The organism is Ensifer sp. D2-11 (assembly GCF_054161295.1).
The window spans coordinates 203,737-230,654 of sequence record NZ_CP096433.1 but is presented as its reverse complement, the minus strand read 5'-3'; the positions used below and the strand labels follow the sequence as shown (position 1 = coordinate 230,654).

At 63.3% G+C, this 26,918-nt stretch carries 22 protein-coding genes; 10 read left to right on the top strand and 12 right to left on the bottom strand.

The genetic code is table 11. The annotated features are described in order from the left end of the window. Nucleotides 1–127 precede the first annotated feature (127 nt). From M1D34_RS01010 to M1D34_RS01000, 3 genes are all read left to right on the top strand, one after another. Nucleotides 128–922, top strand: a complete 795-nt coding sequence (locus M1D34_RS01010) for an N-formylglutamate amidohydrolase (RefSeq protein ID WP_010970193.1) — start codon at nt 128–130, stop codon at nt 920–922. 19 nt (nt 923–941) lie between these two features. Further along, nucleotides 942–1,247, top strand: coding sequence for a DUF1244 domain-containing protein (locus M1D34_RS01005; protein WP_010970194.1), 306 nt, complete (start codon nt 942–944; stop codon nt 1,245–1,247). Nucleotides 1,248–1,354: 107 nt separating this feature from the next. Beyond that, the gene (locus M1D34_RS01000) at nt 1,355–1,627 is read left to right on the top strand and encodes a DUF2312 domain-containing protein (RefSeq protein WP_010970195.1); all 273 of its coding nucleotides are present in this window, start codon (nt 1,355–1,357) and stop codon (nt 1,625–1,627) included. Between the two features lie 69 nt (nt 1,628–1,696). On the opposite strand, the gene M1D34_RS00995 is transcribed toward M1D34_RS01000, so the two are convergent. Continuing rightward, entirely contained in the window at nt 1,697–3,514 is a 1,818-nt protein-coding gene (locus tag M1D34_RS00995; protein WP_003531050.1) for a peptidoglycan L,D-endopeptidase MepK, read from the bottom strand. A 180-nt stretch (nt 3,515–3,694) separates the two neighbouring features. Beyond that, a complete protein-coding gene (locus M1D34_RS00990) occupies nt 3,695–5,236 on the bottom strand; it encodes a sigma-54-dependent transcriptional regulator (protein WP_003531053.1) in 1,542 nt (513 codons plus the stop codon). Nucleotides 5,237–5,435: 199 nt separating this feature from the next. Between M1D34_RS00990 and M1D34_RS00985 the strand changes: the two genes are divergently transcribed. From M1D34_RS00985 to M1D34_RS00975, 3 genes are read left to right on the top strand one after another with little or no spacing between them, the layout of a single operon-like run. Further along, complete coding sequence (locus tag M1D34_RS00985; protein ID WP_498780265.1) at nt 5,436–7,319, top strand: M3 family oligoendopeptidase; 1,884 nt, start codon at nt 5,436–5,438, stop codon at nt 7,317–7,319. 53 nt (nt 7,320–7,372) lie between these two features. Next, nucleotides 7,373–8,530 (top strand): aminodeoxychorismate synthase component I, encoded by a 1,158-nt coding sequence (locus tag M1D34_RS00980; RefSeq protein ID WP_498780263.1) that lies wholly within the window; start codon nt 7,373–7,375, stop codon nt 8,528–8,530. Further along, on the top strand, nt 8,527–9,153 hold the full coding sequence (locus M1D34_RS00975) for an aminotransferase class IV family protein (protein WP_498780261.1): 627 nt from the start codon (nt 8,527–8,529) through the stop codon (nt 9,151–9,153). The genes M1D34_RS00980 and M1D34_RS00975 overlap by 4 nt, the downstream gene beginning before the upstream one ends. Here M1D34_RS00975 and M1D34_RS00970 read toward each other — a convergent pair. Then, nucleotides 9,118–10,068: a sensor domain-containing diguanylate cyclase gene (locus M1D34_RS00970; protein WP_164835193.1), complete on the bottom strand. Its 951-nt coding sequence runs from the start codon at nt 10,066–10,068 to the stop codon at nt 9,118–9,120. The two genes, M1D34_RS00975 and M1D34_RS00970, sit on opposite strands and share 36 nt — an antisense overlap. Nucleotides 10,069–10,443: 375 nt before the next feature. On the opposite strand from M1D34_RS00970, the gene M1D34_RS00965 reads away from it, so the two are divergent. The 4 genes from M1D34_RS00965 (at nt 10,444) to hemH (ending at nt 15,913) form a co-directional block, all read left to right on the top strand. Next, entirely contained in the window at nt 10,444–11,895 is a 1,452-nt protein-coding gene (locus tag M1D34_RS00965; protein WP_028009801.1) for a homospermidine synthase, read from the top strand. A gap of 309 nt (nt 11,896–12,204) precedes the next feature. Then, complete coding sequence (omp10, locus tag M1D34_RS00960) at nt 12,205–12,573, top strand: outer membrane lipoprotein Omp10 (protein ID WP_003531074.1); 369 nt, start codon at nt 12,205–12,207, stop codon at nt 12,571–12,573. 305 nt (nt 12,574–12,878) lie between these two features. Continuing rightward, a complete protein-coding gene (locus M1D34_RS00955) occupies nt 12,879–14,765 on the top strand; it encodes a 5'-nucleotidase C-terminal domain-containing protein (RefSeq protein ID WP_498780258.1) in 1,887 nt (628 codons plus the stop codon). Nucleotides 14,766–14,893: 128 nt separating this feature from the next. After that, complete coding sequence (hemH, locus tag M1D34_RS00950; RefSeq protein ID WP_498780256.1) at nt 14,894–15,913, top strand: ferrochelatase; 1,020 nt, start codon at nt 14,894–14,896, stop codon at nt 15,911–15,913. A 99-nt stretch (nt 15,914–16,012) separates the two neighbouring features. Here hemH and M1D34_RS00945 read toward each other — a convergent pair whose 3' ends face one another. The 9 genes from M1D34_RS00945 to M1D34_RS00905 all read right to left on the bottom strand — a co-directional run bounded on the left by M1D34_RS00945 (nt 16,013) and on the right by M1D34_RS00905 (nt 26,917). Continuing rightward, nucleotides 16,013–17,029, bottom strand: coding sequence for a 2-dehydropantoate 2-reductase N-terminal domain-containing protein (locus tag M1D34_RS00945; protein WP_498780254.1), 1,017 nt, complete (start codon nt 17,027–17,029; stop codon nt 16,013–16,015). 20 nt (nt 17,030–17,049) lie between these two features. Continuing rightward, the gene (locus tag M1D34_RS00940) at nt 17,050–19,098 is read right to left on the bottom strand and encodes a bifunctional aldolase/short-chain dehydrogenase (protein WP_498780252.1); all 2,049 of its coding nucleotides are present in this window, start codon (nt 19,096–19,098) and stop codon (nt 17,050–17,052) included. A 79-nt stretch (nt 19,099–19,177) separates the two neighbouring features. Further along, nucleotides 19,178–20,242, bottom strand: coding sequence for an ABC transporter ATP-binding protein (locus M1D34_RS00935; RefSeq protein WP_498780250.1), 1,065 nt, complete (start codon nt 20,240–20,242; stop codon nt 19,178–19,180). Nucleotides 20,243–20,299: 57 nt separating this feature from the next. Next, on the bottom strand, nt 20,300–21,025 hold the full coding sequence (locus tag M1D34_RS00930) for an SDR family oxidoreductase (protein ID WP_498780248.1): 726 nt from the start codon (nt 21,023–21,025) through the stop codon (nt 20,300–20,302). Between the two features lie 72 nt (nt 21,026–21,097). After that, the gene (locus M1D34_RS00925; protein WP_498780246.1) at nt 21,098–22,594 is read right to left on the bottom strand and encodes an ABC transporter substrate-binding protein; all 1,497 of its coding nucleotides are present in this window, start codon (nt 22,592–22,594) and stop codon (nt 21,098–21,100) included. Nucleotides 22,595–22,664: 70 nt separating this feature from the next. Then, nucleotides 22,665–23,546, bottom strand: coding sequence for a carbohydrate ABC transporter permease (locus M1D34_RS00920; protein WP_003531102.1), 882 nt, complete (start codon nt 23,544–23,546; stop codon nt 22,665–22,667). Between the two features lies 1 nt (nt 23,547). Then, a complete protein-coding gene (locus M1D34_RS00915) occupies nt 23,548–24,435 on the bottom strand; it encodes a carbohydrate ABC transporter permease (protein WP_003531104.1) in 888 nt (295 codons plus the stop codon). Nucleotides 24,436–24,572: 137 nt separating this feature from the next. Continuing rightward, the gene (gene glpD, locus M1D34_RS00910) at nt 24,573–26,108 is read right to left on the bottom strand and encodes a glycerol-3-phosphate dehydrogenase (RefSeq protein WP_153315402.1); all 1,536 of its coding nucleotides are present in this window, start codon (nt 26,106–26,108) and stop codon (nt 24,573–24,575) included. Then, nucleotides 26,105–26,917, bottom strand: coding sequence for an HAD-IIB family hydrolase (locus M1D34_RS00905; RefSeq protein WP_003531108.1), 813 nt, complete (start codon nt 26,915–26,917; stop codon nt 26,105–26,107). The genes glpD and M1D34_RS00905 overlap by 4 nt, the downstream gene beginning before the upstream one ends. Nucleotide 26,918: the final 1 nt, after the last annotated feature.

The window sequence follows — 26,918 nt, the reverse complement described above, 5'->3', positions numbered from 1 at the left end:
TCAACGCAACTCTAATCGATTATAATCGTCATTCCTGTGACGGAACGGCATAAGAGCTTCGCGTTTTTCTTGCGAATGGCGGCTTTGCGTGCAATCAGGTGGGTACCTTCAGCCTGGCAGGAGCGGAATGCAGCACTACTCTCCTTACGAGATCACCGGGGGCGATCCGGCAAAGGGTCTCGTGCTGGTTGCCGACCATGCAATGAACCGGCTGCCGCCGGAATATGGCCGGCTTGGCCTGCCCGAAAGCGCCTTCGAGCGTCACATCGCCTACGATATTGGCATCGAACCGCTGACGCGGCAATTGTCGGCCGCACTTGACGCGCCGGCCGTGCTCGGCTGTTTCTCGCGCCTCCTGATCGATCCGAATCGCGGCGAAGACGACCCCACCCTGATCATGAAGATTTCCGATGGCGCGATCGTTCCGGGCAACCACCCGATCTCGGACGAGGAGTGGCAGAACCGCATAAGGCGCTTTCACCGCCCCTATCACGAGGCCGTATCCGAGACCATCGCCCGGTCCGCCGCCGCCGGCGGAAGAGCGCCTCTCGTCATCTCCCTGCATTCCTTCACGCCCTTCTGGAAGGGCGTGGCACGCCCCTGGCATGCCTCGGTTCTCTGGGACAACGACCCTCGCGCCGTGTTTCCGCTGATCGAACGGCTGGAGGCGGCCGGCGACATCGTCGTCGGCAACAACGAGCCCTATGACGGTGCGCTGCGTGGCGATACCATGTACCGGCACTGCATGGCTCCCGGGATTGCGCATGCGCTGATAGAGGTCCGCCAGGACCTGATCGCCGATGCCGCGGGCGCCGCCGCCTGGGCGGAACGTCTGACGCCCATCCTTGCGGCGCTCAACGGTCTGCCGGAGCTTCATGCCTACCATCGCCACCCGTCCCGTACGGGTGCTTACAGCGACTGAAGAAGAGGAGGCCACACCGATGAGCGAAATCAGCCCGGAACAGCGCACCGCTTTCGAGGCCGCGGCCTTCCGCCGGCTGCTCGAGCATCTGCGCGAACGCAGCGACGTCCAGAACATCGACCTGATGAACCTCGCCGGCTTCTGCCGCAATTGCCTGTCGAATTGGTATCGCGAGGCGGCGGAGGCTTCCGGCGTGCCGATGAGCAAGGAGGAGTCCCGGGAGATCGTCTACGGCATGCCCTATGAGGAATGGCGGACGCAGAATCAGGGTGAGGCCTCGCCCGAGCAGAAAGCCGCGTTCGAGCGCAATCGCCCGAAGGAGTAGGACCTGCGCGGGAAATGCCTGTGTTGTTGCGCAATCGCCCTTGACCTCGGCGGCCGTTCACGGCAGTTCACACCACCCGGAAAATTCATCCCCACAAGGAGACGACCATGTCGGATGCTCACGGCATTGCCCGCGACCAGCTTCGCGCTTTCATCGAACGGATCGAACGGCTGGAAGAAGAGAAGAAGACCATCGCCGACGACATCAAGGATGTCTATGGCGAGGCAAAATCGATGGGCTTCGATGCCAAGATCCTGCGCAAGGTGATATCGATCCGCAAGCAGGACGCCGACGAGCGCATGGAACAGGAAGCGATTCTCGACACCTATCTGCAGGCGCTGGGCATGATCCCTGCCGTCGAAGCCGAGGACGCAGCCTGACGACTCAGCAAAAAGCCCGCCGGCGGACTGACCTGGCGGGCTTTTTATGTTTAGGCGGCAAGCGAAGGTTCAGTTTGTGCTGAACTTCTTCACTTCCATGAAGTTGACGGCGCTGCCGCTGAAGCGCGCCGTATCGACCGCTCCGCTATTGCTGGTAAAGCCGGCCGCATAAACGGTCGTCGGAGCGACGCGGAGCGACTTGCTGACGAAGCGCGGCGCCTTGACCGGCTTCGACAGGGTCGCCACACGGCCCGCCGAAAGTGCCCACTCGGAAATGATCTTCTTCGTCAGTTTAGGTTCCGTGCGGACAGAAGACCGGCTCTTCGCCTCGGCATCCTGCCTCTTGGGACGTGCGCCCTTCGAGGGAGCGTCGGCCTCCGTGTCGAAGACGCTGTCGAAGATCGCCTCACGTGAAGCGGAACCCGGCTGCGGCGCATAGGCGGCGACCTCGATCGCCGGAGAAAATGCAGGCGTCCGATCCTCGCTGGTCGGCGCGGCGAGGGCCACGCGTGTGCCGGCTGCCGGCGGCTGTGCCGCGGAAGCGAGCGCAGGCCGATCCGCGGAAGCGGGAATAGTGACCTCGGCGTGAGCCACGGCCGCGAGTGCCTCTTCGCCGGCCGGACGCATTCCAGGCACCGGCACGAAGCCGAACTCCTGAGCCTGGCCGTCGGCGGAGGCGACGAGCGTCTCGTTGGCGATCAGAGCGTTCATGTCGCGACGGTCGAGCATTTGCGGAACCGGAACCTTGAGCGCGCTCAGATCCGCGAATTCCGAAGGCACGGCCGTCGTCGGCTGCATGGCGGCTGCCAGCGCCTCCTGGGCACTGTTCTTCTCCGGCGCGACGAGTGCAACCGCTACGCCGCCATCAGCCGGGGTTTCCTTGAATGCCGGTCGCACGGCCGGCACCGGTGCGTTGATATCCTGTTCGGCAGGCGCCGCGGTGGAACCGGCAACGCCGGGAAGCGCATCCCGGGCCGCCGGCGCGGATGCGGTCTGAACCTTGGCCGGAGCTTCCTCTTCGGCGCCGCCGGCAGCGATTGCCGCGGGTTCTTCATCCTCGTCGCCGCCTCCGCCGAAGAGCGCAGCGAACAGGTTGCGGCGCTTGCCGGTATCGCCCGGACCCTTGGCGCCGCCGCCTGCGACCTCGATCGCCGATGCGCCGACGCGGCGCTTGTAATCGGCCACCGCCTGCTCATAGCCCGGCAGCGGCCTGCCGTCGGAGGGAATATGCATGGTCTTGCCGTCCGGGAAGAGCCGCGCGAGTTCGTTGCGCGTCATGCGCGGCCAGGCTCGCACGCCACCGACGTCCATATGGACGAAGGGCGAACCGGAAGTCGGATAATAGCCGACGCCGCCCACCTGGAACTTCATGCCGACCTCGCGCAGCGTCTTGAGCTTCACGTCCGGTATATAGAAGTCCATCGCCTTGCCGAGCATGTGCTGGCTCTTCTTCGCGACGCCCTTCGACCGCGACCTCAGCATGCCGTTCGTGGCGGGGGAGCGATAGGCGGAAACGACATGGATGTAGTCGCGCGAACCGCTCTTCTGGTAAACTTCCCAGACGAGATCGAGCAGGCGCGGGTCCATTTTGGTCGGCTCGTTTCGCCGCCAGTCGCGCAGGAAGCGATTGATCTGCTGCAGACCCTTCTGATCGTAGCGACCGTTGCGCTTGTAGGTGATCTGCGCCTTTTCCTTGGTGTGGATGAAATAGAGCTTGAGGGTGCGTGTCTGGCCGGCGGCCTCGACCGGAGGCGCCATGCCGGGTGTGACAAGGGAGCAAACCAGCGCGATGGACGCCAGGACCTGGGGCGCCTTTCGAGCGACCGCCGAGCAGAGTCTGCGCGCAAAGGAACCGACTGGTTCCTCCAAACCGAACAAATTTGGCATTCAATCCCCGTCCGACGGACAACCGTGCTTTGCTGTCTCAGATGACTGTCAAATAAGGTGACAGCATGGCAATTATGCCACAGTGTTCACCGCCCCTTATAATATAGTGAACAGTTTGCTAACAAGGTCTAAACGGCGGTGAACGATTTGCACGGCAAATGAGGTGTGAATGCGTCGATTTTATGCCGCTTCACGCAGGGGATTGTCGGGATCGATGCCGTAATCCTTGAGTTTGCGATAGAGAGTCGAGCGCCCGATTCCCAATTTGCGCGCCACTTGGCTCATCTGGCCGCGGTAGAATTTCAGGGCAAACCGAATCAGTTCCTCCTCGACCTCGGCGAGCTTCCTGACCTCGCCGCCTTCGCTGAGGCTGGCGATGGCGTTCTCCAGACGGCCTTCCGGGGTCTGCTCGGAATGCGCCGGTTGTTCCCGCGCGCCGGCATCGGCCTGGGCGGCGGCGAGCTGACCGGAGGCGGGACGACGTTCCGGGCCGGCTTCCCCCCAGGAGAGACCGGAGCGGTCGGCAACGATGTAGCCCGGTATCTGGGTGGCGACCTGCGGAAAATCCCTGACCGTGAGTTCGTGGCCGTCAGCAAGCACGACGGCGCGGAAGATCGCGTTTTCGAGCTGGCGGATATTGCCCGGCCAGTCATAGGACGTCAGCAGCGCCATGGCACCGCTCGATACCGTCAGCCGCTGATCGAGTCTCTGCTCGGCGGAGAAGCGCTCGACGAAGGCGCGTACCAGAACGGGGATATCCTCCTTGCGCCGGCGCAGCGCCGGAATGGTGATCGGGAAGACGTTCAGCCGATAGTAGAGATCTTCGCGGAACCGGCCCTCGCGAACCTCGGTGATAAGGTCCTTATTGGTGGCCGAGATGAGGCGCACATTCACCTTCTGCGGCTGACGCGCCCCGATCGTCTCGATCTCGCCCTGCTGGACGGCGCGCAGCAGCTTGACCTGTACGTCGAGCGGAAGATCGCCGATTTCGTCCAGAAAGAGGGTGCCGCCGTCGGCATCGACGAACTTGCCGCTGTGCTTTTCGCTCGCGCCCGTAAACGCTCCCTTCTCATGGCCGAAGAGAATGCTCTCGACGAGATTGTGGGGGATCGCGCCGCAATTGACGGTGACGAAAGGCTTCGCCGCCCGGTCGCTCGCCGCCTGGATGGCGCGGGCCACCATTTCCTTGCCGACGCCCGACTCGCCCTCGAGCACGATCGGGATGTTCGACTGAGCAGCGCGGCGCGCGAGATCGATGACGCGGATCATCGCCGGGCTCGCCGAGACGATATCGTCGAAACCGACGGCCCCGCCACGCGGACGCCGCGCGGTTTTGACCTTGCCGTCACGACTCGCCATCTTCAGTGCGTTGCCCAAGGCGATCGACAGCCGCTCCGGCGAAACCGGCTTGACGAGGAAATCGAAGGCGCCGGCCTGCATCGCCTGGACCACCGTCTCGATGCCGCCCTGCCCTGTCTGGACGATGACCGGGATGTCGATGCCACGCTCGGCGAGCGCCTCGAGAAGGCCGTGCCCGTTCATTTCCGGCATCAGAAGATCGAGCAGGATGACGTTGATGATGCCGCCTTTGCGCTGCAGGAGTTCGAGCCCGCTGCGCCCGTTGTCGGCGAGATGCGCGACATGGCCCAGCCGCTCGATCATGTTCGTCAGCAGCCGCCGCTGCACCGGATCGTCGTCGATGACAAGAATATGGGATGTCACGAAAGCCTCCTGCTTGGGACACGCGGGGTACTTTTGGCCAGCATCATGTGCCAAATCATACCGGCCATTCGTCCCACAAACGGCTGAACATCCTGTTTTGAGAAATGCTTGCATTTTATCCATCGCGGGCGGTAGCAATGGGCGCCATGCCGTTGCCTCGCTTCAGGGTTAAGGCCTGTTCAAAACGAGAGAACCGACGATGAATTTTGCCTCGCCACGTCTCGCCGCCTCCGGGCAATCCCTCCTGCGCGCCACGCTGGTCAACTCGGGGGCCGATCAGGCTACCGCGGCGCCGGCCGAGCTCGGCGAGCTGCCGTCCTGGCGGCTCACGGACCTCTACCTCTCACCCTCTTCCGAGGAATTCCGCTCGGACCTCGCGAAGGCGGATGCCGACGCGATCGCCTTCGAAGCGAAGTGGAAGGGCAAGCTGAAGGAGGCTGCCGGCCGAACCGGTGATCAGGGCATCGGCGCGGCCGTGAAGGAATTCGAGGCGCTGGACGACCTCATGGGCCGCATCGCCTCCTTTGCCGGACTTACCTATTTTTCCGATACGTCCAATCCGGCGAACGGAAAGCTCTACGGCGACGTCCAGTCGAAGCTTACCGACATATCGGCGCATCTCCTGTTCTTCTCGCTGGAACTCAACCGCATCGACGACAAGGTGATCGACGACGCCCTCACGACCGACAGCCTTGCCGCCCACTATCGGCCCTGGATTCTGGACCTGCGCAAGGACAAGCCCTATCAGCTCGACGACAGGCTGGAGCAGCTTTTCCTCGAAAAGTCGATGACCGGCGCAAACGCCTTCAACCGGCTCTTCGACGAGACGATCGCATCGCTGACCTTTTCGGTGGACGGCAAGGAGCAGCCGCTGGAAGTGACGCTCAACCTTCTGCAGGACCCTTCGGTCGAGGTGCGCAAGAAGGCCGCGCTCGCGCTTGCGGAGACCTTCAAGGCGAATATCCGCACCTTTACCCTCGTCACCAATACGCTTGCAAAGGACAAGGAAATCTCCGACCGCTGGCGCGGTTTCGAGGATATCGCCGACAGCCGCCATCTCGCCAACCGGGTGGAGCGTGAGGTCGTGGATGCTCTGGCCGCATCGGTAAAGGCCGCCTACCCCCGGCTCTCGCACCGCTACTATGCGATGAAGGCCAAGTGGCTCGGCATGGAGCAGATGGATTTCTGGGACCGGAACGCGCCTCTGCCGGAAACGCCGAACGCGCTTATTCCCTGGAACGAAGCCAGGGACACGGTCCTTTCCGCCTATCACGCCTTCGCCCCGGAAATGGCGGCGATCGCGCGGCGCTTCTTCGACGATGGCTGGATCGACGCGCCGGTGCGACCCGGCAAGGCGCCGGGCGCTTTCGCGCATCCGACCGTCCCTTCCGTGCACCCCTATGTTCTGGTCAACTACATGGGCAAGCCGCGCGACGTGATGACGCTCGCTCACGAACTCGGGCACGGCGTCCATCAGGTCCTTGCGGGCGCGCAGGGCGCGCTGATGGCCTCGACGCCGCTGACGCTTGCGGAAACCGCATCCGTGTTCGGCGAGATGCTCACCTTCCGCGCGCTCCTCGACCGGACGAAGGACAAGCGCGAGCGCAAGGCGATGCTTGCGCAGAAGGTCGAGGACATGATCAACACGGTCGTCCGGCAGATCGCCTTCTACGATTTCGAGCGCAAGGTGCATACGGCTCGCAAGGAAGGCGAACTGACGGCCGAGGACCTGGGGCGGATATGGCTGTCGGTGCAGAGCGAAAGCCTCGGCCCGGCGATCCGGCTTTCTGAGAGCTACGAGACCTACTGGGCCTATATCCCCCACTTCATCCATTCGCCCTTCTACGTCTATGCCTATGCCTTCGGCGATTGCCTGGTGAACTCCCTCTATGCCGTCTATCAGAACGCCGAGCGCGGCTTCCAGGAGAAGTATTTCGAGATGCTGAAGGCGGGCGGCACGAAGCATCATTCCGAACTTCTGGCGCCCTTCGGGCTCGACGCCACCGATCCGTCGTTCTGGGCACAGGGCCTGTCGATGATTGAAGGGCTCATCGACGAACTGGAGGCGCTTGATAAGGCGTGACCCGCTCGGGCCTTGGTGGCCCCGTCGGACCGAATTGACAGCGACCGACCTCGATGATCGAACACGCGCCCTATGTCCTCTTCCGGGACGACAGCGAGAACCGCACGACGGTTTTCGCCGAGCCTTTACGCGTCATCACGGCACGGACGAGGGCTGAGTTCCACCGCGGTCTTGGCGAAATCGACGCGGCCCATCGTGCCGGCAAATGGATCGCGGGCTTCATGGCCTACGAAGCGGGCCATCTTTTCGAGAAGAAACTGGCCTCCTTCGCGCCGGAGAACCGGGAAACACCGCTGATGTCCTTCGGCGTCTTCGACGCGCCGGCGGAGGACCATCCGCTTGCGGTGCCGCAGCGGCGCACCGAAAACGAACCCTTCCTCCTGGAGCCTCGCGCCGGCTGGGATTTTCCTGCTTATCGCCAGCGCTTCGAAAAGCTGCACCGGCACCTGCGCCAGGGCGATTGCTACCAGGCGAACCTGACCATGCCGATCCACGCGCGCTGGTCCGGCGATCCGCTCGCCGCCTTCTGGTCGCTGATCGAGCGTCAGCCGGTCAAATACGGCGCACTCGTCGCCCTCGACGGTCCGGTCCTGCTGTCGCGCTCGCCCGAGCTTTTCTTCCGGGTCGACGCCGACGGCTGGATAGAGACGCATCCGATGAAGGGCACAGCGCGGCGCGGCTCGAGCCCTGATGAGGATGACGCGATCATCGCAGCGATGCGTGCCGACGAGAAGACGCAGGCCGAAAACCGCATGATCGTCGACCTTCTGCGCAACGACATCTCCCGCGTCACCGAAGTCGGCACACTCGACGTGCCTAAGCTCTTCGACATCGAGACCTATCCGACGGTCCACCAGATGGTCAGCCACGTCAGGGCGAAGCTTCTGCCCGATATCGGCATCGCCGACATATTCGCTGCGCTCTTTCCCTGCGGCTCCGTTACCGGCGCGCCGAAGATGCGGGCGATGGAAATACTGCACGATCTGGAGTCCGGGCCGCGTGACGCCTATTGCGGCGCGATCGGTTACATCGCCCCGAACCGCACGATGCGCTTCAATGTCGCGATCCGCACCATATCCCTCTTTACCGGGGGCCGGGCTGTGTTCAATGTCGGCGGCGGCATCGTCTTCGATTCCAAGGCCGAGGCAGAGTACGAGGAATGCCTGTTGAAGGCCCGCTTTGCCGTCGGCGATGCCGAGATCGCCCGATGACCGGTTTTTCCCTGATCGAGACGCTGCGCTACGAACCGGAGCATGGCTTCACGAGGCTGCGGCTGCACCTGGCGCGGCTGACGCGCTCCGCCAGGCGTCTCGGCTTTACGGGTGCGGCCGCAGCCGAGTCGGCGCTGGGGCGAGCCGTTTCGGGCGCGCGGGCGCCGCTGCGCGTGCGCCTCACGCTCGACCGCGACGGCAGCATCGACCTGACGACGGCACCATTCGTGCCGCTTGCCGAAGGCGCGGCGTGGCGGGTGCGGATCGCCTCGACGCGGCTCGACTCTCACGACCGGCTGCTCCGGATGAAGACCACGCGTCGGAGCCGCTACGAGGCGGCACGCAGCGAGTTTTCCGCGGCGGAGGCCGACGAGGTGATCCTGCTCAACGAAAAGGGGGAAGTCTGCGAGGGCACGATAACTTCGGTCTTTCTCGATGACGGCAGCGGTTACTTGAAGACGCCGCCGATCGCCTGCGGCCTTCTCGCCGGCGTTCTGCGCACGGAGCTCATCTGCCAGCGGCGGGCACGGGTGGAGCGGTTGGCTCCCGCCGACCTCGCAAGCGGCCGTCTTTACATCGGCAATTCCCTAAGGGGTCTGATCCGGGCTGAACTCACGGTCTGATCCGGGCAGCGTATGACGCTTGACGCGATCGCGCCCTTCACGCTTGGCGATGTAAAGCGCCTCGTCCGCGCGTGAATAGATGTCGCCGACGCTGTCGCCCTCGCGATACTCAGCAAGCCCCACCGAACAGGTGTAGAAGAACTCCGGTATGTTCGAGAGCGGCCTGGCGTTGCGGATCTTGTCCAGCAGCCTGTCGAGGATGAGATTCGCTTCGCCCACGGTGGTGTCCGGCAGGATCAGCATGAATTCCTCGCCGCCGATACGACCGAAGCAATCGGAGCGCCGGACGAACTCCTGCATCTGGCGGGCGAAGTCGAGCAGCACTTCGTCGCCCCGGTGATGGCCGTAGCGATCGTTGATCGCCTTGAAATAGTCGATGTCGATGATCGCCACGCATCCCCACATGTGCGGGTTCTCGGCGCAGTTCCGGATGAACTCATTGAGTCTCTCCATCGTATAACGCCGGTTGGGCACGCTGGTGAGTTCGTCCACCTGCGAGGCACGCAGGGCGAAATCGCGGTCCTGGCGAAGCTTGCGCTCCCCTGCGCGTACGTCCGTCATGTCAACGGCGATGCAGAGCATCCAGCCTTTCTGGTCCACGGTCTCCGTCATCCAAAGCCAGCGGCCGTCGTGGAGATCGGTCTCGACGGTGCGGAACGGCACCTTGCCGCGCCTGTGGACCGTAGCGGCGATCCAGGCTTCGAGGTCGTCGGTCTTGAGGACGGTGCCCCTGCCCGCGGCATGGTTGCGACGCATGATCTCCGCCCAGGTCGGCGCCTCGTCTTCCCCGACGTGATAGGCGGACCGAAAGGCTTCATTGGCGTAGCGCAGTCGATCATGCGGGTCATAGAGCGCGATCAACACCGGTGTTGCGGCTTGCAGGCCCATCAGGGCCTTGAGGTGATCACCAGTCACGGTCGGGCTGCTCCAGGAAAATATCAATCAGCACGCGAAACTATAGCACGAGGTGCTTGTGGCAAACTGCCCGGATCGTGGTTTTCTGATCGAATCGACCTGAAATCATGACCATATCGGTCCGTCATCGCGACCCTGTCGAAGACAGCCGGTTAAGCAAAGTCTCAAGTGCCGGGTTGACGGGCCGGCTCTTTATTGTGACAGGAAACTGTGCTCTACAGCGCCGCGCATCTATCCAGACGTGCAAAGCCGCTGCAGCGCTTCTTGTTGCCTGCGTGAATCTGCCCGACCATGCAGGCCCCGCCAGGAATTCGAGGCTCGCTTTGCGCGCATGCAAGCATCGCTCAGGGACGTTTTCTCAGGAGAAAGACAAAAATGGCAGACACCACCTACCCGGTTTACGGTGAGATCACCGGCCCGATCGTGATGATCGGCTTCGGTTCGATCGGTCACGGCACCCTGCCGCTGATCGAGCGCCACTTCAAATACGACAAGAACCGGTTGATCGTGGTGGAGCCCCGTGAGGATGCCAAGGACACGGAGATCTTCGTGCGCCACGGCGTGCGTCACGTGCGCGCGGCCGTCACCAGGGACAACTACAAGGAACTGCTGAAGCCGCTTTTGACCGAAGGCGGCGGCCAGGGCTTCTGCGTCAATCTCTCGGTCGACACCTCTTCGCTCGACATCATCAAACTCTGCCGCAAGCTCGACGTGCTCTACGTCGACACGGTCATCGAGCCCTGGCTCGGCTTCTACTTCGACGCGGAAATGGACAATGCCGCGCGCACGAACTACGCGCTGCGCGAAACCGTTCGCCGCGAAAAGGAAAAGAACCCGGGCGGCACGACCGCCGTTTCGACCTGCGGCGCCAATCCCGGCATGGTTTCCTGGTTCGTCAAGAAGGCCCTCCTCAACCTCGCCGACGATCTCGGACTGAAATACGAGGAACCGCACCAGGACGACCGTGAAGGCTGGGCGAAGCTGATGAAGAAAGCGGGCGTCAAGGGCGTCCACATCGCCGAGCGCGATACCCAGCGCGCGAAGCACCCGAAGCCGCTCAATGTATTTTGGAACACCTGGTCGGTCGAAGGCTTCATTTCCGAAGGGTTGCAGCCGGCCGAACTCGGCTGGGGCACCCACGAGAACTGGATGCCGAAGAACGCCAAGAAGCACAAGAAGGGCTGCAAGGCGGCGATCTACCTGGAGCAGCCCGGTGCCAACACCCGCGTGCGCAGCTGGTGCCCGACGCCCGGCCCGCAATACGGCTTCCTCGTCACCCACAACGAATCGATCTCGATCGCCGACTTCTTCACCGTCCGCGACAAGGACGGCGAGGTCTCCTACCGCCCGACCTGCCACTACGCCTATCATCCGGCCAACGATGCCGTTCTCTCGCTGCACGAGATGTTCGGCAACGGCGGCAAGGCGCAGCCGGAACTGCACGTCCTGGACGAGCATGAGCTCGTAGACGGGGTCGACGAGCTCGGCGTGCTGCTCTACGGCCATGCCAAGAATGCCTACTGGTACGGCTCGCGTCTCTCCCTGGAGGAAACCCGCCGCATCGCGCCCTACCAGAACGCCACCGGCCTGCAGGTCACGAGCGCCGTTCTTGCCGGCATGGTCTGGGCTCTTGAGAACCCTAAGGCCGGCATCGTCGAAGCCGACGAGATGGACTACAAACGCTGCCTGGAAGTGCAGATGCCTTATCTCGGCCCCGTCGAGGGGCACTACACCGACTGGACACCGCTCGATGGGCGCCCGGGCCTTTTCCCGGAAGACATCGACTCGAAGGACCCCTGGCAGTTCAGGAACATTCTCGTCCGCTGAGGTTCACGCGACGAAGCACGCCCTGTCGGCCCGGAGCAGTCCTGCTCCGGGCCTTTTCTTTTGCGAATGTCGAGCGCGCCGCGCGCATGCCCGCTCTTGCTTTCAACTCATGATCGCGGCATGTTTCGCGCACTGCAGCACCGCGTGTCTCAAAAGACGCACAACGGTCGCTGCGGTGCTTTGAAACGCCGCACAATTGCCCCTGGATCGGTTCCGATCCGCGCAATTATGCGGTAGAGCGGGGACAGGAAAGTATGAAGCGGTTTTGCGTTCGCATCCCGCTCAACTCGTGACGCGGGAGAAACGCCGATGAAGCCATTCGCCATCCTCACCCTCCTGGCAACTGCCGCCGCGCTGGCATCCTGTCAGTCTCAGCCTCGGGAACTCCGGCCAATGTCTTCGGCGCCGCAGGCGACGGGTGTCGAGGGTTCCTGGGTCGATCCGAACGGCATCGTCTCCACTTTCGCAGGCGGTACCTTCTCGACGCGCACGACCGACACGAACCAGCTTCTCGCCTCCGGCAACTATGTAAACGTCAGCCCGACGCTGGTGGAAATCAACATGACGTCGCTGGTGCGCAACACCCAGTCCAAGGTCAACTGTGCGCTGGCAACGCCGGCGCAGCTGAACTGTACGACGGACTCCGGCGCACAGTTCTCGCTGGCGCGCCGCGGCTGAGGCCTCCGGCCCCACGAGCAAGGCCCCTAGATCACGATGTTTTTAGGTCGGGTCGGCCTAAAAACATGAACGTGATCGATTCCTAGAAGTTGAGACGCGGGATGCGGGCGGAAAACCGCGCACACTTTTCCTCATCCCGCTCTCCAGCGGGGCCTTTTTTCTCTTCGAGTGGGCTTAACCTTATCTGAAATCCGGCAAAGAAGGCATGCGTTTGCGGCTTGAAGTCGATCTCGACTGGTGAAAACATCCGCTACAGCGCGGCGCGTCTTACCTGGAACTCGGCCGACAGCACACAGGAGCAGACCATGATCAGACACATGCGGACGGGCCTCTTTGCCGCTTCCCTTCTCGCGCTCTCGTCGGGCGCAGCTTTTGCCGATTATGAATTGAACATCCTGCACATCAACGACCTTCATTCGCGCATCGAATCGATCAACAAATTCGATTCGACCTGCTCGGCCGAGGAAGAGGGCAAGAACGAGTGCTTCGGAGGCGTCGCCCGCCTCAAGACGCTGATAGACCAGAAGCGCCAGGAACTGACGGGCAAGAACGTGCTTCTGCTCAACGCCGGCGACAACTTCCAGGGCTCGCTCTTCTTCACCACCTATAAGGGCGCCACCGAAGCGGAATTCCTCAACCTGATGAAGTTCGACGCGATGACCGTCGGCAACCACGAGTTCGACGAAGCCGAAGACGGCCTTGCCAGCTTCCTCGACAAGGTCGCTTTCCCGGTCGTCACCGCCAATGTGCTGCCGAGCCACAAGTCGAAGATCGGCGACCGGATCAAGCCGTCGATCGTGCTCGATGTCGGCGGGCAGAAGATCGGCATCGTCGGCGCAGTGGCCAACGACACGCCGGAGCTCTCGTCGGTCGGGCCGGACATCCTCATCGGCGAGGACGTGGCGACGATCACCAGCGCGATCGAAGAGGTCAAAAAGCAGGGCGTCAACAAGATCATCGCGCTCACCCATGTCGGCTACCCGCGCGACCTCGCGGCGATCGCCAAGATCCCGGACGTCGACGTGGTGGTCGGCGGGCACTCCCACAGCCTGCTTTCCAACACCGACGAAAAGGCCGAAGGCCCCTACCCGACGATGGTCGACAATCCCGGCGGCTACAAGGTGCCGGTGGTACAGGCCGGCTCCTACAGTAAATATCTCGGCGATCTCGTGGTGACGTTCGACGACAGCGGCGTGGTCAAGGCCGCCAAGGGCGACCCGATCCTCGTCGATTCCTCCGTAAAGCCGGACGAGGCCGTGGTCGCGCGCGTCAAGGAACTCGCCAAGCCCATCGAAGAGTTGCGGTCGAAAGTGATTGCCAAAACCGAGGCGCCGATCGACGGATCGCGCGAGACCTGCCGCGCCAAGGAGTGCGAGATGGGCAGCCTCGTGGCCGACGCGATGCTCGATCGCGTCAAGGGCCAGGGTGTGACGGTCGCCATCACCAACGGCGGCGGCTTGCGCGCTTCGATCGACGGCGGCGACGTGACGATGGGCGAAGTCATCACCGTGCTGCCCTTCCAGAACACGCTTTCCACCTTCCAGCTGAAGGGCTCCGACATCCGCGCAGCCCTGGAAAACGGGCTCAGCCAGGTCGAAGAAGGCGGCGGGCGCTTCCCGCAGGTCGCGGGCCTCAAATATTCCTTCGATCGTTCGAAGCCCGCCGGCAGCCGCCTCGTCAGCGTCGAGGTCAAGGAGGGCGACGCCTTCGCAGCACTCGATCCGGAAAAGACCTATTCGCTGGTCAGCAACAATTTCATGCGCGGCGGCGGCGATGGGTATGCGGTCTTCAAGGACAAGGGCGAGAACGCCTATGACTACGGCCCGGGCCTCGAAACCGTGCTTGCGGACTATCTTGCGGCGCATCAGCCGTTCAAGCCCTACACCGACGGCCGCATAACAGAAGTGGCTGCCGCGCCGGAAGCGTCGCCGAGCGCCGCACCGGATCCGGAAGCCGCCGCAAAGCCGGCCGAAGGCGGAACGGCCGCCCCAGCCCCGGAGCCTTCGGCCGAGGCAGCGGCCGCAGCCGAAGGTCCGCGCAAGCACGTCATCGTCCGGGGCGACACGCTGTGGGACCTCGCCCAGTCCTTCTACGGCAGCGGCACCGAATGGAGGCGGATATCGTCGGCCAATGGCGATCCGGCGCCGCGGGCGCTCGAAATCGGCCGCGAGCTGGACATTCCGGCCGAGTAAGACAATTTGCCTCGACATTTGCGACCGGCGCGGGCTTTCCCGCGCCGGTATTTCTTTTTAGAAGGTTTTGAAACTGCCGCGCAGCCACGCAGAAGCGCGGCCGCCTCACGAGAACCGGGATGACAGCCATGGATGCGAACACCGAACACCCCGCCGTCGGCTACGGGAAGCTGGGCGTGCTCCTGGTAAATCTCGGCACGCCGGACGGCACCGACGTGACCTCCATGCGCCGCTATCTCAGGGAGTTCCTGAGCGACAGGCGCGTGATCGAATGGTCGCGTCTTTTCTGGTATCCGATCCTCTACGGCATCGTGCTCAACACCCGGCCGCGCAAGGTCGGCAAGGCCTACGAGCTCATCTGGAACAAGGACCTGAACGAAAGCTGGCTCAGGACCTACACGCGCAACCAGGCGGCACTGATGGCCGAGGCCTTTGGCGGCCAGCCGCAGGTCGTCGTCGACTGGGCGATGCGCTATGGCCAGCCCTCGATCGCGTCGCGCGTCAAGGCGCTGCAGAAGGCCGGATGCGAGCGGATTCTCGTTTTCCCGCTCTATCCGCAATATGCCGCAGCCACCACCGCCACCGTCAACGACAAGGCCTTCGAGGCCCTGCTCAAGATGCGCTGGCAGCCGGCGCTCAGAACCGTGCCGCCCTATCACGACGACCCGGTCTATATCGATGCCCTGGCCACCTCGATAAACAAGCATCTCGCGACTCTCGATTGGGAGCCGGAACTCGTGCTCGCCTCCTTCCACGGCATCCCGAAGAGTTATTTCGAAAAAGGCGACCCCTATTATTGCCAATGCCAGAAGACTGCGCGGCTGCTCCGCGAAAAACTCGGCTGGCCGCAGGACAGACTTCAGGTCACCTTCCAGTCGCGCTTCGGCCCGGAAGAGTGGCTGCAGCCCTATACGGACGCCACCGTGGAAAGACTGGCCAAGGAAGGCGTGAAGCGGATCGCCGTCATCAATCCGGGCTTCGTTTCCGACTGTCTGGAGACGCTCGAAGAGATCGCCGGCCAGGCCGCCGAGAGCTTCCACCATAACGGCGGCGAGAAATTCGCCCATATACCTTGCCTGAACGACAGTCCCGAAGGCATGGCCGTGCTCAACCATGTGGTGCGCCGCGAGCTTGAGGGCTGGCTGTAGCCCAAAGCGTTTCAGAGTCTCATTGAAACGCTGAAACGCTCCAGCCGTTCGAGGTGACGCACTTGCGCACGGAACCGTTAACGCTTTCCGGCGATTGCTCTAAATCCTTTGGAAGTCGAAGGAGAATGCACCACCGTCCAGTACGGCCGTCGTGATGGCAGTTGCGAGAGGCAAGAGGGTAGCGGCATTGTCGATTTGCCGGAGCAGCGAGCCGACGATCCGTGCGGTGTCGATACCCTCGACCGTTTCGCCGCCGAGCTCGCCCGCCATAACCTCAGAAACGGTGTGGCCAAGGCCGAGGCCGTGACCCAGCCGGCTATTGCGCCCGCCGCCGACCGTCACATGCAGATCGCCGATCCCGGCGAGGTCGAAGGCGGAAGCACGGCTGCCGCCAATCCGTTCGCAGAGCAGCGCCATTTCCTGCGCTGCCTGGTTGAAGGCTGCCGCCGTCGGGTTCCTCGACTGGCAATCGGCGCGCAGCCTGTCCGGATATCGCGTTTGCATGGCGCTCACGCCGATCGCGAAGAAGTTCTTGAGCGCCGCGCAGGCCTCGACGCCGGTTACATCCTCGCTGAGCGCAAGACGGTAAAAGGGCGCCCGCATCAGGCCCGCGGCAAAGGCGGCCGCCGCCCGGTCGCGGCTGGCATAGATGCTGGATGTCGGGTAGCGGTTGGCAAGCTCGCGCGCGATGCAGGGGCCGCCGATGCCGATGAAGCTTTCCATATTGGCGATCTGCGCCAGCAGCGTCTCGGCATAGGTGACGATCCGTTCGCCCTCGCGGTCGAGGCCCTTCGTGACGAAGGCGACCGCCTTTTTCGAGCGCAGCAGGCCATTCAGCCGGTTAACCGCCCAGGCGATGCCCGGGCTGCTGACGCCGACGACGACAAGATCGGCCGCCTCGGCATGTTCCGCACCGAGTTCCTCGTCAGCGAGGATCGTCACCTTTTCGGAAAGCGGTGCGTCGAGCTTCGGATGGGTTCCGCCCGCTTTCATCCGGGCAACCGGCACTGCATCGAGCGGCGTGCCGGCCAGCAGCACCTTATGGCCATTGTCGCTTGCCGGCACGGCCAAGGCAGTGCCCATCACGCCAGCTCCGAGAATGAGGATCATTGCCATCTTCGTCCTCCTCCGTTCCCTCAGCGCATCATCGCGGCGACATTGCCGCCGTCGACGGTGACGACCGCTCCGGTTGAGGTGCGAGCCTTGGCAAGATGCACGAAGGCCGCTGCCACATCGGCGCCGGTCACTTCGCGGCGGAGCATGTTGCCGCGCATATAGTCCTCCGGTGTCAGGCCGCGCGCCTTCGAGCGTTCCTCGACCATTTTGTCGGTCATCAGGCCGGTCCGGATACGGTCTGCATTGACGGCGTTGGAGGTTATGCCGGAACCGCCGTGCTCGATCGCATACTGCCGCATCAGCGCCATCAGTGCCGCCTTGGAGGTCCCATAGGGGCCGAAGTCGGCCCCAGGATTCACCGCCTGTTTGGAGACGTTGAAGACCAGCGCGCCGCCCGTCTTCTGCTGTTCCATGACGCGCACTACCGCGCGCGCTACATAATGATGGCTCCAGAAATTGAGATCGAAGGCCCTTCGGAAGGTCGCCTCCTCGACGCCGAGCAGCTTGCCCTGAAAGGCGGCACCCGCATTCGAGATCAGGATATCGACGCCACCATAGTGCTGCGCGACCTTGGTGACCGCCGCGTCGACAGCTTCCGGGCTGGTCACGTCGCAGAGGACAGGCAGCGCGTCCAGCTTTTTTGCCGCCGCATTCAACGCGCCCTCGGAAATGTCGAACAGTGCCAGTTCGGCACCCTCTGCCTTCAGGGCCTCGGCCACGGCAAGACCGAGCCCGCTTGCGGCGCCGGTGACGATCGCCACCTGCCGCGTCAAAGGCTTTTCCTGCACCTTTGACAGCTTCACCTGCTCGAGCGACCAGTATTCGATATCGAAGAGATCGGCCTCCGAGAGCGCCTCGAAAGCCTCGATGCCTTCCGCCTTGGTGATGACATCGACGGTCGCCTCCGCCACGTCGGCTCCGACCAGCGCGTTCTTTCGCGCCGCGCCGGCGGCGAAGAGGCCGATGCCGGCGACATAGAACACGCGCGGCTTCGGGTCGAGCATGTGCTTGCCGCCGCCGACGCGGGCATTGTTGCGCTCGAAATACGCCTTGTAGTCGGCCTCATAGGCGGCGACCGCCTCCCTTGCCTTCTCCGCCCATTCGCCGAGCCTGTTCTTCTCGGGCGCGGGCAGAGCCACGCCGAAGCGCTTGATATGGATCACGTGTTCCGGCGTCGCATTGCCGCGGCGCACCAGGCTCTCGATATTTTCGGCGTTGCAGAAGTCGAGTATCTTCTCGCTCGTACGGTGTTCGAGGACGAAGCGCCGCGGGGCGCCTTCGATACCGGTGTCGATCGCCAGCGAGCCGCGCAGAATCGGCGCGATATCCGCGGCGGAGGCAAGGGCTCCGGGAACGGCGATGCCCTTGAAGGGCTTCAGCCTGCCTCGGGACAGGTGCCGCTCGGCCTTGTCGATCTTGGCTATCATGTCCTCATAGGCCTCACGCGGGTCATCCGACCAGGTGAAGATGCCGTGCTTCAACAGGATCATGCCGTCGCCCGTCGGATTTGCCTTGAAGGCGGCGTCACAAGCCTTTGCCAGATCGAAGCCCGGCATCACATAGGGAACGATGATCGATTCGGGAAAGAGCTCACGGATGAGATCTTCGCCATGCGGCTGATTCGTGAGCGAGACGATCGCGTTCGCATGGGTATGGTCGATGTGCCGGAAGGGCAGGATTGCGTGCAGAATGGCCTCGACCGACGGATTGGGCGCGCCGGGATCGACAAGCAGGCGGCGTTGAAGCATCACCATGTCGTCGTCGGAGAGCGTCTCGAAATCGATCATGGCCTGCAGAGGCTGCAAGCGTACGGCCGGCAGACCCTGCGGCTCGATCGTCCCCATATCCCATCCGCTGCCTTTGACGCAGAGCACGCTCACCTCGGTGCCATCCATTTCTTTGAACGTGGTCTTGACCGAGGTGTTTCCGCCGCCGTGCAGCACCAGTTCCGGATCTGAGCCGAGCAGCCGGGTCGTATAGGTGCGGATGGCGAGGTCGCGATTGACGCCCTTGGCAACATAGGCCTCGATGATTGAGGTGAACTCGGAGTCCGACCAGCGCGATTTCATGGCAGTTCCTTTCCTTGCCGGCACCGCGCGCAGCGGCCGGCTCCAGTCAATCAGTAGCGTGAAGTCCGGTCCGCAGCAGTCAGATGCGGATCTCGGTTTCGGCATCGAAAACGTGCACCTTGGAAGGTGGGATCGCGAAGCGGATCTCGGCGCCTTCCGAGAAACGCGCCGCCTTGTCGACGACGGCGACAAAACTCCCCTCAGGGCCCTCGCAGAAGAGCTGCGCGTCGTGGCCGAGCCGCTCGGTGAGGATCGCCTTGGCTACAAGCGGACCATCGGCATCGACAACCACGTCTGTCGGGCGCAGGCCCAGCACGACCTTCTGGCCCGGCTTTAGAGCGGAAGACTCCTCGACCGTCACGCGACCGGTCGCCGTATCGACGGCAGGAGCGCCATTGCCGACGACCACGGTTCCGGGGAGAAAGTTGATGGAAGAGGATCCGATGAAATCGGCGACATATTTGCTGGCCGGCCGGTCATAGACGTCGTCGGGCGAGCCGATCTGCTCGATCTTGCCGGCGCGCATGACGACGATCTTGTCGGCCATGGTCATGGCCTCGATCTGGTCGTGTGTCACGTAGATGGTGGTGGTCTTCAGCCGGTTGTGCAGCTGGCGGATCTCCGTTCGCATATGGGCGCGCAGCTTGGCATCGAGATTCGAAAGCGGCTCGTCGAACAGGAACACCTCCGCCTCGCGCACCATGGCACGGCCCATGGCGACGCGTTGCCGCTGGCCGCCGGAGAGCTCCTTCGGGTAGCGGTCGAGATAAGCGGTGAGATTGAGGGTCGCAGCGGCCCATTCCACCCGCTTCTTTATGTCCGCGACCGGAATCTTCGCCACTTCCAGGCTGAAGGCGATGTTGTCATAGACCTTCATCGTCGGATAGAGCGCGTAGTTCTGGAAGACCATCGCGATCGAACGGTCACGCGGATGCACGTCGTTGACGCGCTTGCCGCCGATCATGAGGTCGCCTTCGCTGACGGATTCGAGGCCGGCCGTCATTCTGAGCAAGGTCGTCTTGCCGCAGCCCGATGGTCCGAGCAGGACCACGAATTCGTGGTCCTCGATCCGGAAGGAGATGTCGCGCATGATCGTGACGGCGCCGAAGGACTTGCCAATTCGTTGATATTCCACGGTCGCCATCGGTCGTACTCCATTATCCGTTTGTCCGCCCCTGTCGCGGGCGATGTCTTTGCTGCGTCAGTATTTCTGGCGGGTCGGCGTGATGACGATTTCCTGGACGATCGCGCGTTGCGGCAGCTGATAGGCGTCGAGGATGAGGTCCGCGACCACGTCAGCCGAAATGCCGCCGCCGATCGCCGCCTTGTTCGCCTTGTAATTGGCAAGGGTCGTTTCGTCCTTCACGTGATCCAGCACCTCCGTATCGATGATGCCGGGGGAGACGACGATGACGCGCAGATCGTGTGGCGCCAGATACTCCCGCAAACTTTCCGAGACCGCGTGGACGAAGAACTTCGTGCCGCAATAGACCGTATGGTCCGGATAAACCTTGCGTCCGGCAATCGAGCTCATCATCACCAGCGTTCCATGCTTCCGCGAGATCATGCCTGTGAGCACCGCATGCACGCTGTTCATCACGCCCTTGGTGTTGATGTCGATCATTTCGTCCCATTCCTCGGGCGCCTGGCGGGCGATGTCGCCGAGCCGCGCAATGCCGGCATTAGCAAACATCATGTCGACCGGGCCGAATTTCGCCTCGGCTTCGCCGACTGCGCCGGCAAGTGCAGCACGGTCGCGCACGTCGGCCTTCTTCAGCACGGCGTTCGGCAGGCCGAGCGCCTCGAGCCGGTCGAGTCGGCGGGCGATCAGCAGAAGCGGATGGCCGGCCTTGGAGAAGGCCCGCGCAACGGCCTCGCCTATACCGGAGCTGGCGCCCGTAATCGCGATCAGCGGTTTTTCAGACATCGTGTTCCCCTGTCTTTCGTCTTATCCCGGCCGGAAAGGGCGCCGACGCAGCGGCGCCCCCGCCCATATTCGTCAACCTTTCAGCACGGTTTCGACCTGAGAGGCGATGTCGTCCATCGCTTCCTTGGAGGAACCGTAGCTGCCTGCGAAATACTTGCCGAGGCCGACGGGGATCGTGTCGCTCGACAGCTGCGCCCATTCCGGCAGATCCGGTTCCGAGCCCATGTACTTGTCGATCGTCTCGCGAACGACCGACAGGTGGCGAGTCGTGCCCGCGCCGACGCGGGCATTGGCCTTGACGCGTGGGTCGTCATAGACCGAGGCGCGGGTGGGGCCGGTGCCGCCGCCGAGCGTGGTGATGAGGGCCTGCGTATCGGCGCAGGTCGCCCATTGCATGAATATCCACGCCGCATCCGGGCTCTTCGAATATCTGGACACTGCCAGCGAGGAGCCGCCCTGGTGGCCGACGCCTGGGATTTCGCCATAGCCGCACTCTTCGGGCTTCCTGAGCGCGACCGGCTGCGGCGGGACGATCGCCTCGCAGAGGCCGGAAACCTTGGTCTGGCTGGCATCGTCGAAATAGGGGAAGAACTCGCCCCAGGAGAGCATCGAGGCGGCAACGCCTTGAGCAATCGCCTGGCCCTGGCCGTCCCAGGTCCACTGGTCCACGCCCGGCGGCATGGCTTCCTTGAGCCTGGTATAATAGTCGAGCGCGGCGATGCCCCGCTCATCATTGCCGACGAACTTCTTGTCGGCGTTGAAGATCGAGCCGCCATTCCCCCAGAGCATGGAGGTCCATTCGCATTCCAGCGCATAATGGCCGGACTTCATCTGGCCGGCATAGCCGTAGAGGTTAGGCCCCATTTCCTTGGTGATGGCGGCGGAATTGTTCAGCAGATCCTCGAACGTTGCCGGCGCCTTGAGCCCGAGTTTCTCGTAGATATCCTTGCGGTAGATCATGATGAAGATGGGGATATCATAGGGCACGCCGACCCAGCGGTCCCCGTATTTGGCGATGCCGTCGACGAGCGCCGGCATGAAGTCGTCGATATTGTAGTTCGGCATGGCGAGGTCGGGCTTCTCCTGAAGCTGCTCGCGCGGATCGAATACGTCTTCGCTGAAGGATGCCGACCAGCTCTGGTCGATGTAGTAGAGGTCGTAGCTACCGAGCGAGGAGGCGACATCCAGCGTGAGCTTCTGTAGAACCTGCTCGAGCGGCAGAACCTCGATCTCGACCCTGATGCCGGTCGCTTCTTCGAAGTATTTCTTCAGTTGCGAGTTGATGGCATTCGACGGCGGCGTCGATTCCGTCGCGAGCTTCAGCGTCGTTCCCGCAAAGGGCTTGGCCACCTCCTTGAGCCAGGAGAGCACTTCGGCGGACGGCTGGAGTTGTTCCTGGGCAAGCGCCCTCGTCACCCCGAAGGGCCGGCTGCCGAAGCCCATCCCGAGCGCAGTCGCGCCGAGGCCGAGCGTGCCGGCCGTGCGCAGGAAGCTGCGGCGGTCCATCTGGCCGCGGACGAAGCGGTCGGTCACGGATGCGAGATAAAACTTTCTGTCTTTCTCTTTCATGTCTCTCCTCCTCTATCGGGTGCCGGAAGTGGCTCCGATATCTCCTGTTGTCGGCGCGCGCGCCGCATTCTCACTGCTTCAGCGAACCCATCGTCAGACCACGCACCAGGTGGCGCTGAACGAGCAGGATCACGATGAAGGCGGGCACGATCGCCGCCGCGCCGAGGGCCGCCATATTGCCCCAGGCGGTTCCGATCGATGTCACGAAGGTCGACGACACGACCGGCACGGTCTTCAGGCCCGTCTGCGTCAAGGTCAGGACGAAGAGGAACTCCGTCCACGAGAAGATGAAGCAGAGCACGGCGGTGGCGGCGATGCCGCCCTTGGCCATCGGCAGCACGATGCGGCGGAAGATCGTCCAGCGCGACGCGCCGTCGAGCAGCGCGCTCTCGTCGATTTCCGCGGGGATGTCGTCGAAGAAGCTCTTCAGGAGCAACACCGCCAGCGGCAGGTTCATCAGACCATGAACCAGAATGACGCCCGTATAGGTGTCGAGCAGGTTGAACTGCTTGAAGATGAAGAACATCGGGATCGCCACCGCAACGGGCGGCATCATGCGGGTCGACAGCACCCAGTTGACGAATTCGTGGCGGCCGCGGAAGTGCATGCGCGACAGCGCATAAGAAGCAAGCGTCGCGACCACGATCGCCAGCACCGTCGAGAAGGATGCCACGACGATAGAGTCCCAGAGGCGGGGGCCCATGTAGAAGTTGCCCCCGCCCGGGGTCACGGTTTCCTGGCTGCCGAAACCGAAGCCCAGCGAGATGCCGAAGACCTGTTCGAAATTCCTTACGGTCGGCTGAAAGCCGAAGAAGATCGGCGGCCAGTTGAAAATGTCCTTGGCGTCACGGAACGCGACCGAGGTCCAGAAATAGATCGGGAAAAAGAAAGCCCCGACGACGAGCCAGCCGGCAATGGTGCGCAGCGTGCGGGTGAAAGCGCTCTGATGCATGTTACCACCTCACCTTTGCAACGCGGATGAATATGTTGGCCATGACCATGACGATGATCAGGCTCGTCAGGCTCAGCGTTGCGCCGTAGCCCCATTTCAGGAAGGAGAAGGTTTGCTGCCACGCATAGAGGCTGACCGTATACGTCGCGGTGCCGGGGCCGCCCGAAGTCATGACGAAGACGTAGTCGAAGACGCGGAAGAGATCGATGCCGCGCAGGAGCACCGCCACGGCGATGACGCGCGACATCATCGGCAGCGTCAGCCGGCGGAACATCTGCAAGGAGGATGCTCCGTCGATCATCGCCGCCTCATACGGTTCAGCCGGCAGCGATCGCAGCCCGGCCAGGAAGATCAGCACCATGAACGGCGTCCATTGCCAGACCTCCGCGATCAGCACGCCGATCAGCGCCAGCGAGGACGTGGCAAGCATCGGCGTCGCTTTGTCGAGCAGGCCGACGAGGCCGAGGAGATAGGAGAGCGCACCGAACTGCGAATCCTCCATCAGGAGAAACATCATGCCGGCGATAGCCGGCGGGATGACCAGCGTCATCGAAAGCACCGCGCGCAGCATCCCGAAACCGGGCAGTTCCGCGTCGAGCAGAAGCGCGATCGCCATGCCGAGGGTGATCTCGATGATCAGGGCCACGGCGAAATAGAGGAAGGTGACGCCAAGCGCGCCCCAGAAGCGGCTGTCGTTCCAAAGCTGAATCCAGTTGTCCACGCCGACGAACTTGAGGCCGCGGCTCTTCGGTACGAACTCGTGGAAGCTGAGCCATATATTGTAGAAAAACGGATAGATGGTGAAGACGACGAGCAGCGCGATCAGCGGCAGGAGCCATGGCCACGGCGAATCCGAGATCGCGATGCGCTTAACCTGTGCAATGGACATTGCCTTCTCCTCCCACGGACATCACGGGCGGCGGTCTCCCGCCCCTTGCCCGTCCCCTCCAACCATTCCGCGACGGCATGGATAAAACCGTCGTCTCCTCCTTCGGACCCCACCGCCCTTTTCAGGAAGCGGCAGGCCTATCCGGCTGCGCGCGAAGTCGCACCGGCGCCGCGCCGCTCCCGCATGTATCGGTCCAGCGCCTCGATCTCCTCGCTCGTCATCCGCAATCCGGACTTCGTGCGCCGCCAGACGGCATCGGCAGCCGTCAGTGCAAATTCGCGTTCCATAAGGAAGGTGATTTCCGCCTCGGTCATCGAGCCGCCGAAATCGCGGCCGAGATCGAGGCGGTCCTGCGCCTTGCCGAGAATGTCCCGCGCCTCCAGCCCGTAATGGCGTACGAGCCGGCGCGCCTCCCGCTCGGTGAGGTAGGGATGCTCATCGAGAATGGCTCTTGCGAGATCATCGGCCGTTCCGGCCGGAAAGGCGCCGCCGGGCAGCGGCTGCGTCGCCGTCCAGCCTCGCTGCCTGCTCCAATCCGGAAAGACTGTGGCGAGCTTGTCCAGAACGTCACCCGCAAGGCAGCGATAGGTGGTGATCTTGCCGCCGAATACGGAAAGCATCGGCGCCTGCGCCCCCGGCCGGTCCAGTTGCAGCACATAGTCGCGCGTCGTCTCCTGCGCGTTGGCGGCGCCGTCGTCGAAAAGGGCGCGCACGCCGGAATAGGTCCAGACGACATCGGCTGTCGAAAGCTCCGTGCGGAAATAGGACGATGCTGCGGCAAGCAGATAGTCGACTTCCTCCGCCGAGGCTGCGACCGCCTCGGGAGCGCCCTTGTAATCACGGTCCGTCGTGCCGATGAGGGTGAAGTCCTCTTCATAGGGAATGGCGAAGAAGATGCGGCCGTCCGGATTCTGGAAGATGTAGCAGCGATCGTGCTCATAGAGTTTTCTGACGACGATATGGCTGCCCTGCACGAGACGAACGTAGCCTCGCGCCCCGATGCCGGCGACATCGGACACCACCTTGTCGGCCCAAGGGCCTGCGGCATTGACCAGTGCGCGGGCCGTGGCCTCGCTCTTGCGACCGGTTTCGGCGTCTTCGAGCGTCAGCCGCCAGAGAGCGCCGTCGCGGCGTGCAGCGACGCAACGGGTGCGTACCCTGATATCAGCCCCTCTCATCGCCGCATCGCGCGCATTGAGCACGACAAGCCGGTTGTCCTGCACCCAGCAATCGGAATATTCGAAGCCGATCGCCGAAACGTCGCGCAGCGCCTCGCCCGCCGGATGGGTCCTTAGCCGCAGCGTCTTCGTCCCCGGCAGGAGCTTGCGCCCCCCGAGATGATCGTAGAGAAACAGGCCGAGCCGCAGCAGCCAGGCGGGACGCAGGCCCTTGCGGTGCGGCAACACGAAGCGCAGCGGCCAAATAATGTGCGGCGCAATCGCCCAGAGCCGTTCACGCTCTTCCAGAGCGTGGCGAACCAGCCGAAATTCGTGGTGTTCGAGATAGCGCAGGCCGCCATGAATGAGCTTGGTCGAGGCCGAGGAGGTGGCCGAGCCGAGATCGGATTGTTCGGCCAGCAGTACCTTCAGGCCTCGACCGGCCGCGTCGCGGGCGACGCCTGCGCCATTGATGCCGCCGCCGACAATGGCGATGTCGTACACCGCGCTCCTCATGCCGCACTCCTTCCCGACCGGGCGTCGAGAATGCGGTTCGCAACTTCGACGAAGCCATGGCCGCCCTCGCGCTCGGCCACATAAGCCGGCTCCGCATCGATGCGGCCCTGGAAGGCCAGCACGTTCGCAACGCCGCAGGCGTTGGGAAAGAAGCCGAACATCGGCGCGTCGTTCGGGCTGTCGCCGACGAAGACGATCCTGTCGCGCTCGGCGTCGATGTCGACGCCGAGGATGTCGTCGGCAAACCGGCGCGTCATGGTCAACTTGTCATAGGCTCCATACCAGCCATTGACATGGATGGAGGAGACCTTGGCGACGGCGCCTTCCTCTTCGAAGATGCGCTTGATTCGGTCGACGTCCGAGACCGGAAGCGTTGGCACATCCTCGCAAAAATCGATTGCGAGGTCGGCCTCGCGATAGAGCTGGTCCGCGGAGACTGCCGCCCCCTGCACCTCGGCGAGGATGCGGGCGCGCACCCGGGCGAGCTTCTCCCGGTCGGCGGCGCGCTGGGCATCGGCGATGGCGAAGCTGCGGCGCATGCGGCGTCTCGTTCGGTCATAGGCGAAATAGAAGGCGCCGTTTTCGCCGACGACGCCCGCGACCGGCCACATGCGGGCGATCATGTCGCACCATCCTGCCGGCCGGCCGGTAATAGGAGCTACCGCCACCCCTGCTTCCGTCAGGCGCTCGACCGCGTCATAGGCTGCGGCCGGCAGCAGCCCCTCGTTGGTCAGCGTATCGTCGATGTCGGCGAAGAGCACCGTGATCCGGGCGGCGACATCGATCGGCATCTCGGTAACCGCGCGCATC

Bases quoted from the DNA above. Each gene is read 5' to 3' on its own strand.
- M1D34_RS01010 (WP_010970193.1), top strand. From the start codon at position 128: ATGCAGCACTACTCTCCTTACGAGATCACCGGGGGCGATCCGGCAAAG.
- M1D34_RS01005 (WP_010970194.1), top strand. From the start codon at position 942: ATGAGCGAAATCAGCCCGGAACAGCGCACCGCTTTCGAGGCCGCGGCC.
- M1D34_RS01000 (WP_010970195.1), top strand. From the start codon at position 1,355: ATGTCGGATGCTCACGGCATTGCCCGCGACCAGCTTCGCGCTTTCATC.
- M1D34_RS00995 (WP_003531050.1), bottom strand. From the start codon at position 3,514: ATGCCAAATTTGTTCGGTTTGGAGGAACCAGTCGGTTCCTTTGCGCGC.
- M1D34_RS00985 (WP_498780265.1), top strand. From the start codon at position 5,436: ATGAATTTTGCCTCGCCACGTCTCGCCGCCTCCGGGCAATCCCTCCTG.
- M1D34_RS00980 (WP_498780263.1), top strand. From the start codon at position 7,373: ATGATCGAACACGCGCCCTATGTCCTCTTCCGGGACGACAGCGAGAAC.
- M1D34_RS00975 (WP_498780261.1), top strand. From the start codon at position 8,527: ATGACCGGTTTTTCCCTGATCGAGACGCTGCGCTACGAACCGGAGCAT.
- M1D34_RS00965 (WP_028009801.1), top strand. From the start codon at position 10,444: ATGGCAGACACCACCTACCCGGTTTACGGTGAGATCACCGGCCCGATC.
- omp10 (WP_003531074.1), top strand. From the start codon at position 12,205: ATGAAGCCATTCGCCATCCTCACCCTCCTGGCAACTGCCGCCGCGCTG.
- M1D34_RS00955 (WP_498780258.1), top strand. From the start codon at position 12,879: ATGATCAGACACATGCGGACGGGCCTCTTTGCCGCTTCCCTTCTCGCG.
- hemH (WP_498780256.1), top strand. From the start codon at position 14,894: ATGGATGCGAACACCGAACACCCCGCCGTCGGCTACGGGAAGCTGGGC.
- M1D34_RS00945 (WP_498780254.1), bottom strand. From the start codon at position 17,029: ATGGCAATGATCCTCATTCTCGGAGCTGGCGTGATGGGCACTGCCTTG.
- M1D34_RS00940 (WP_498780252.1), bottom strand. From the start codon at position 19,098: ATGAAATCGCGCTGGTCGGACTCCGAGTTCACCTCAATCATCGAGGCC.
- M1D34_RS00935 (WP_498780250.1), bottom strand. From the start codon at position 20,242: ATGGCGACCGTGGAATATCAACGAATTGGCAAGTCCTTCGGCGCCGTC.
- M1D34_RS00930 (WP_498780248.1), bottom strand. From the start codon at position 21,025: ATGTCTGAAAAACCGCTGATCGCGATTACGGGCGCCAGCTCCGGTATA.
- M1D34_RS00925 (WP_498780246.1), bottom strand. From the start codon at position 22,594: ATGAAAGAGAAAGACAGAAAGTTTTATCTCGCATCCGTGACCGACCGC.
- M1D34_RS00920 (WP_003531102.1), bottom strand. From the start codon at position 23,546: ATGCATCAGAGCGCTTTCACCCGCACGCTGCGCACCATTGCCGGCTGG.
- M1D34_RS00915 (WP_003531104.1), bottom strand. From the start codon at position 24,435: ATGTCCATTGCACAGGTTAAGCGCATCGCGATCTCGGATTCGCCGTGG.
- glpD (WP_153315402.1), bottom strand. From the start codon at position 26,108: ATGAGGAGCGCGGTGTACGACATCGCCATTGTCGGCGGCGGCATCAAT.
- M1D34_RS00905 (WP_003531108.1), bottom strand. From the start codon at position 26,917: ATGCGCGCGGTTACCGAGATGCCGATCGATGTCGCCGCCCGGATCACG.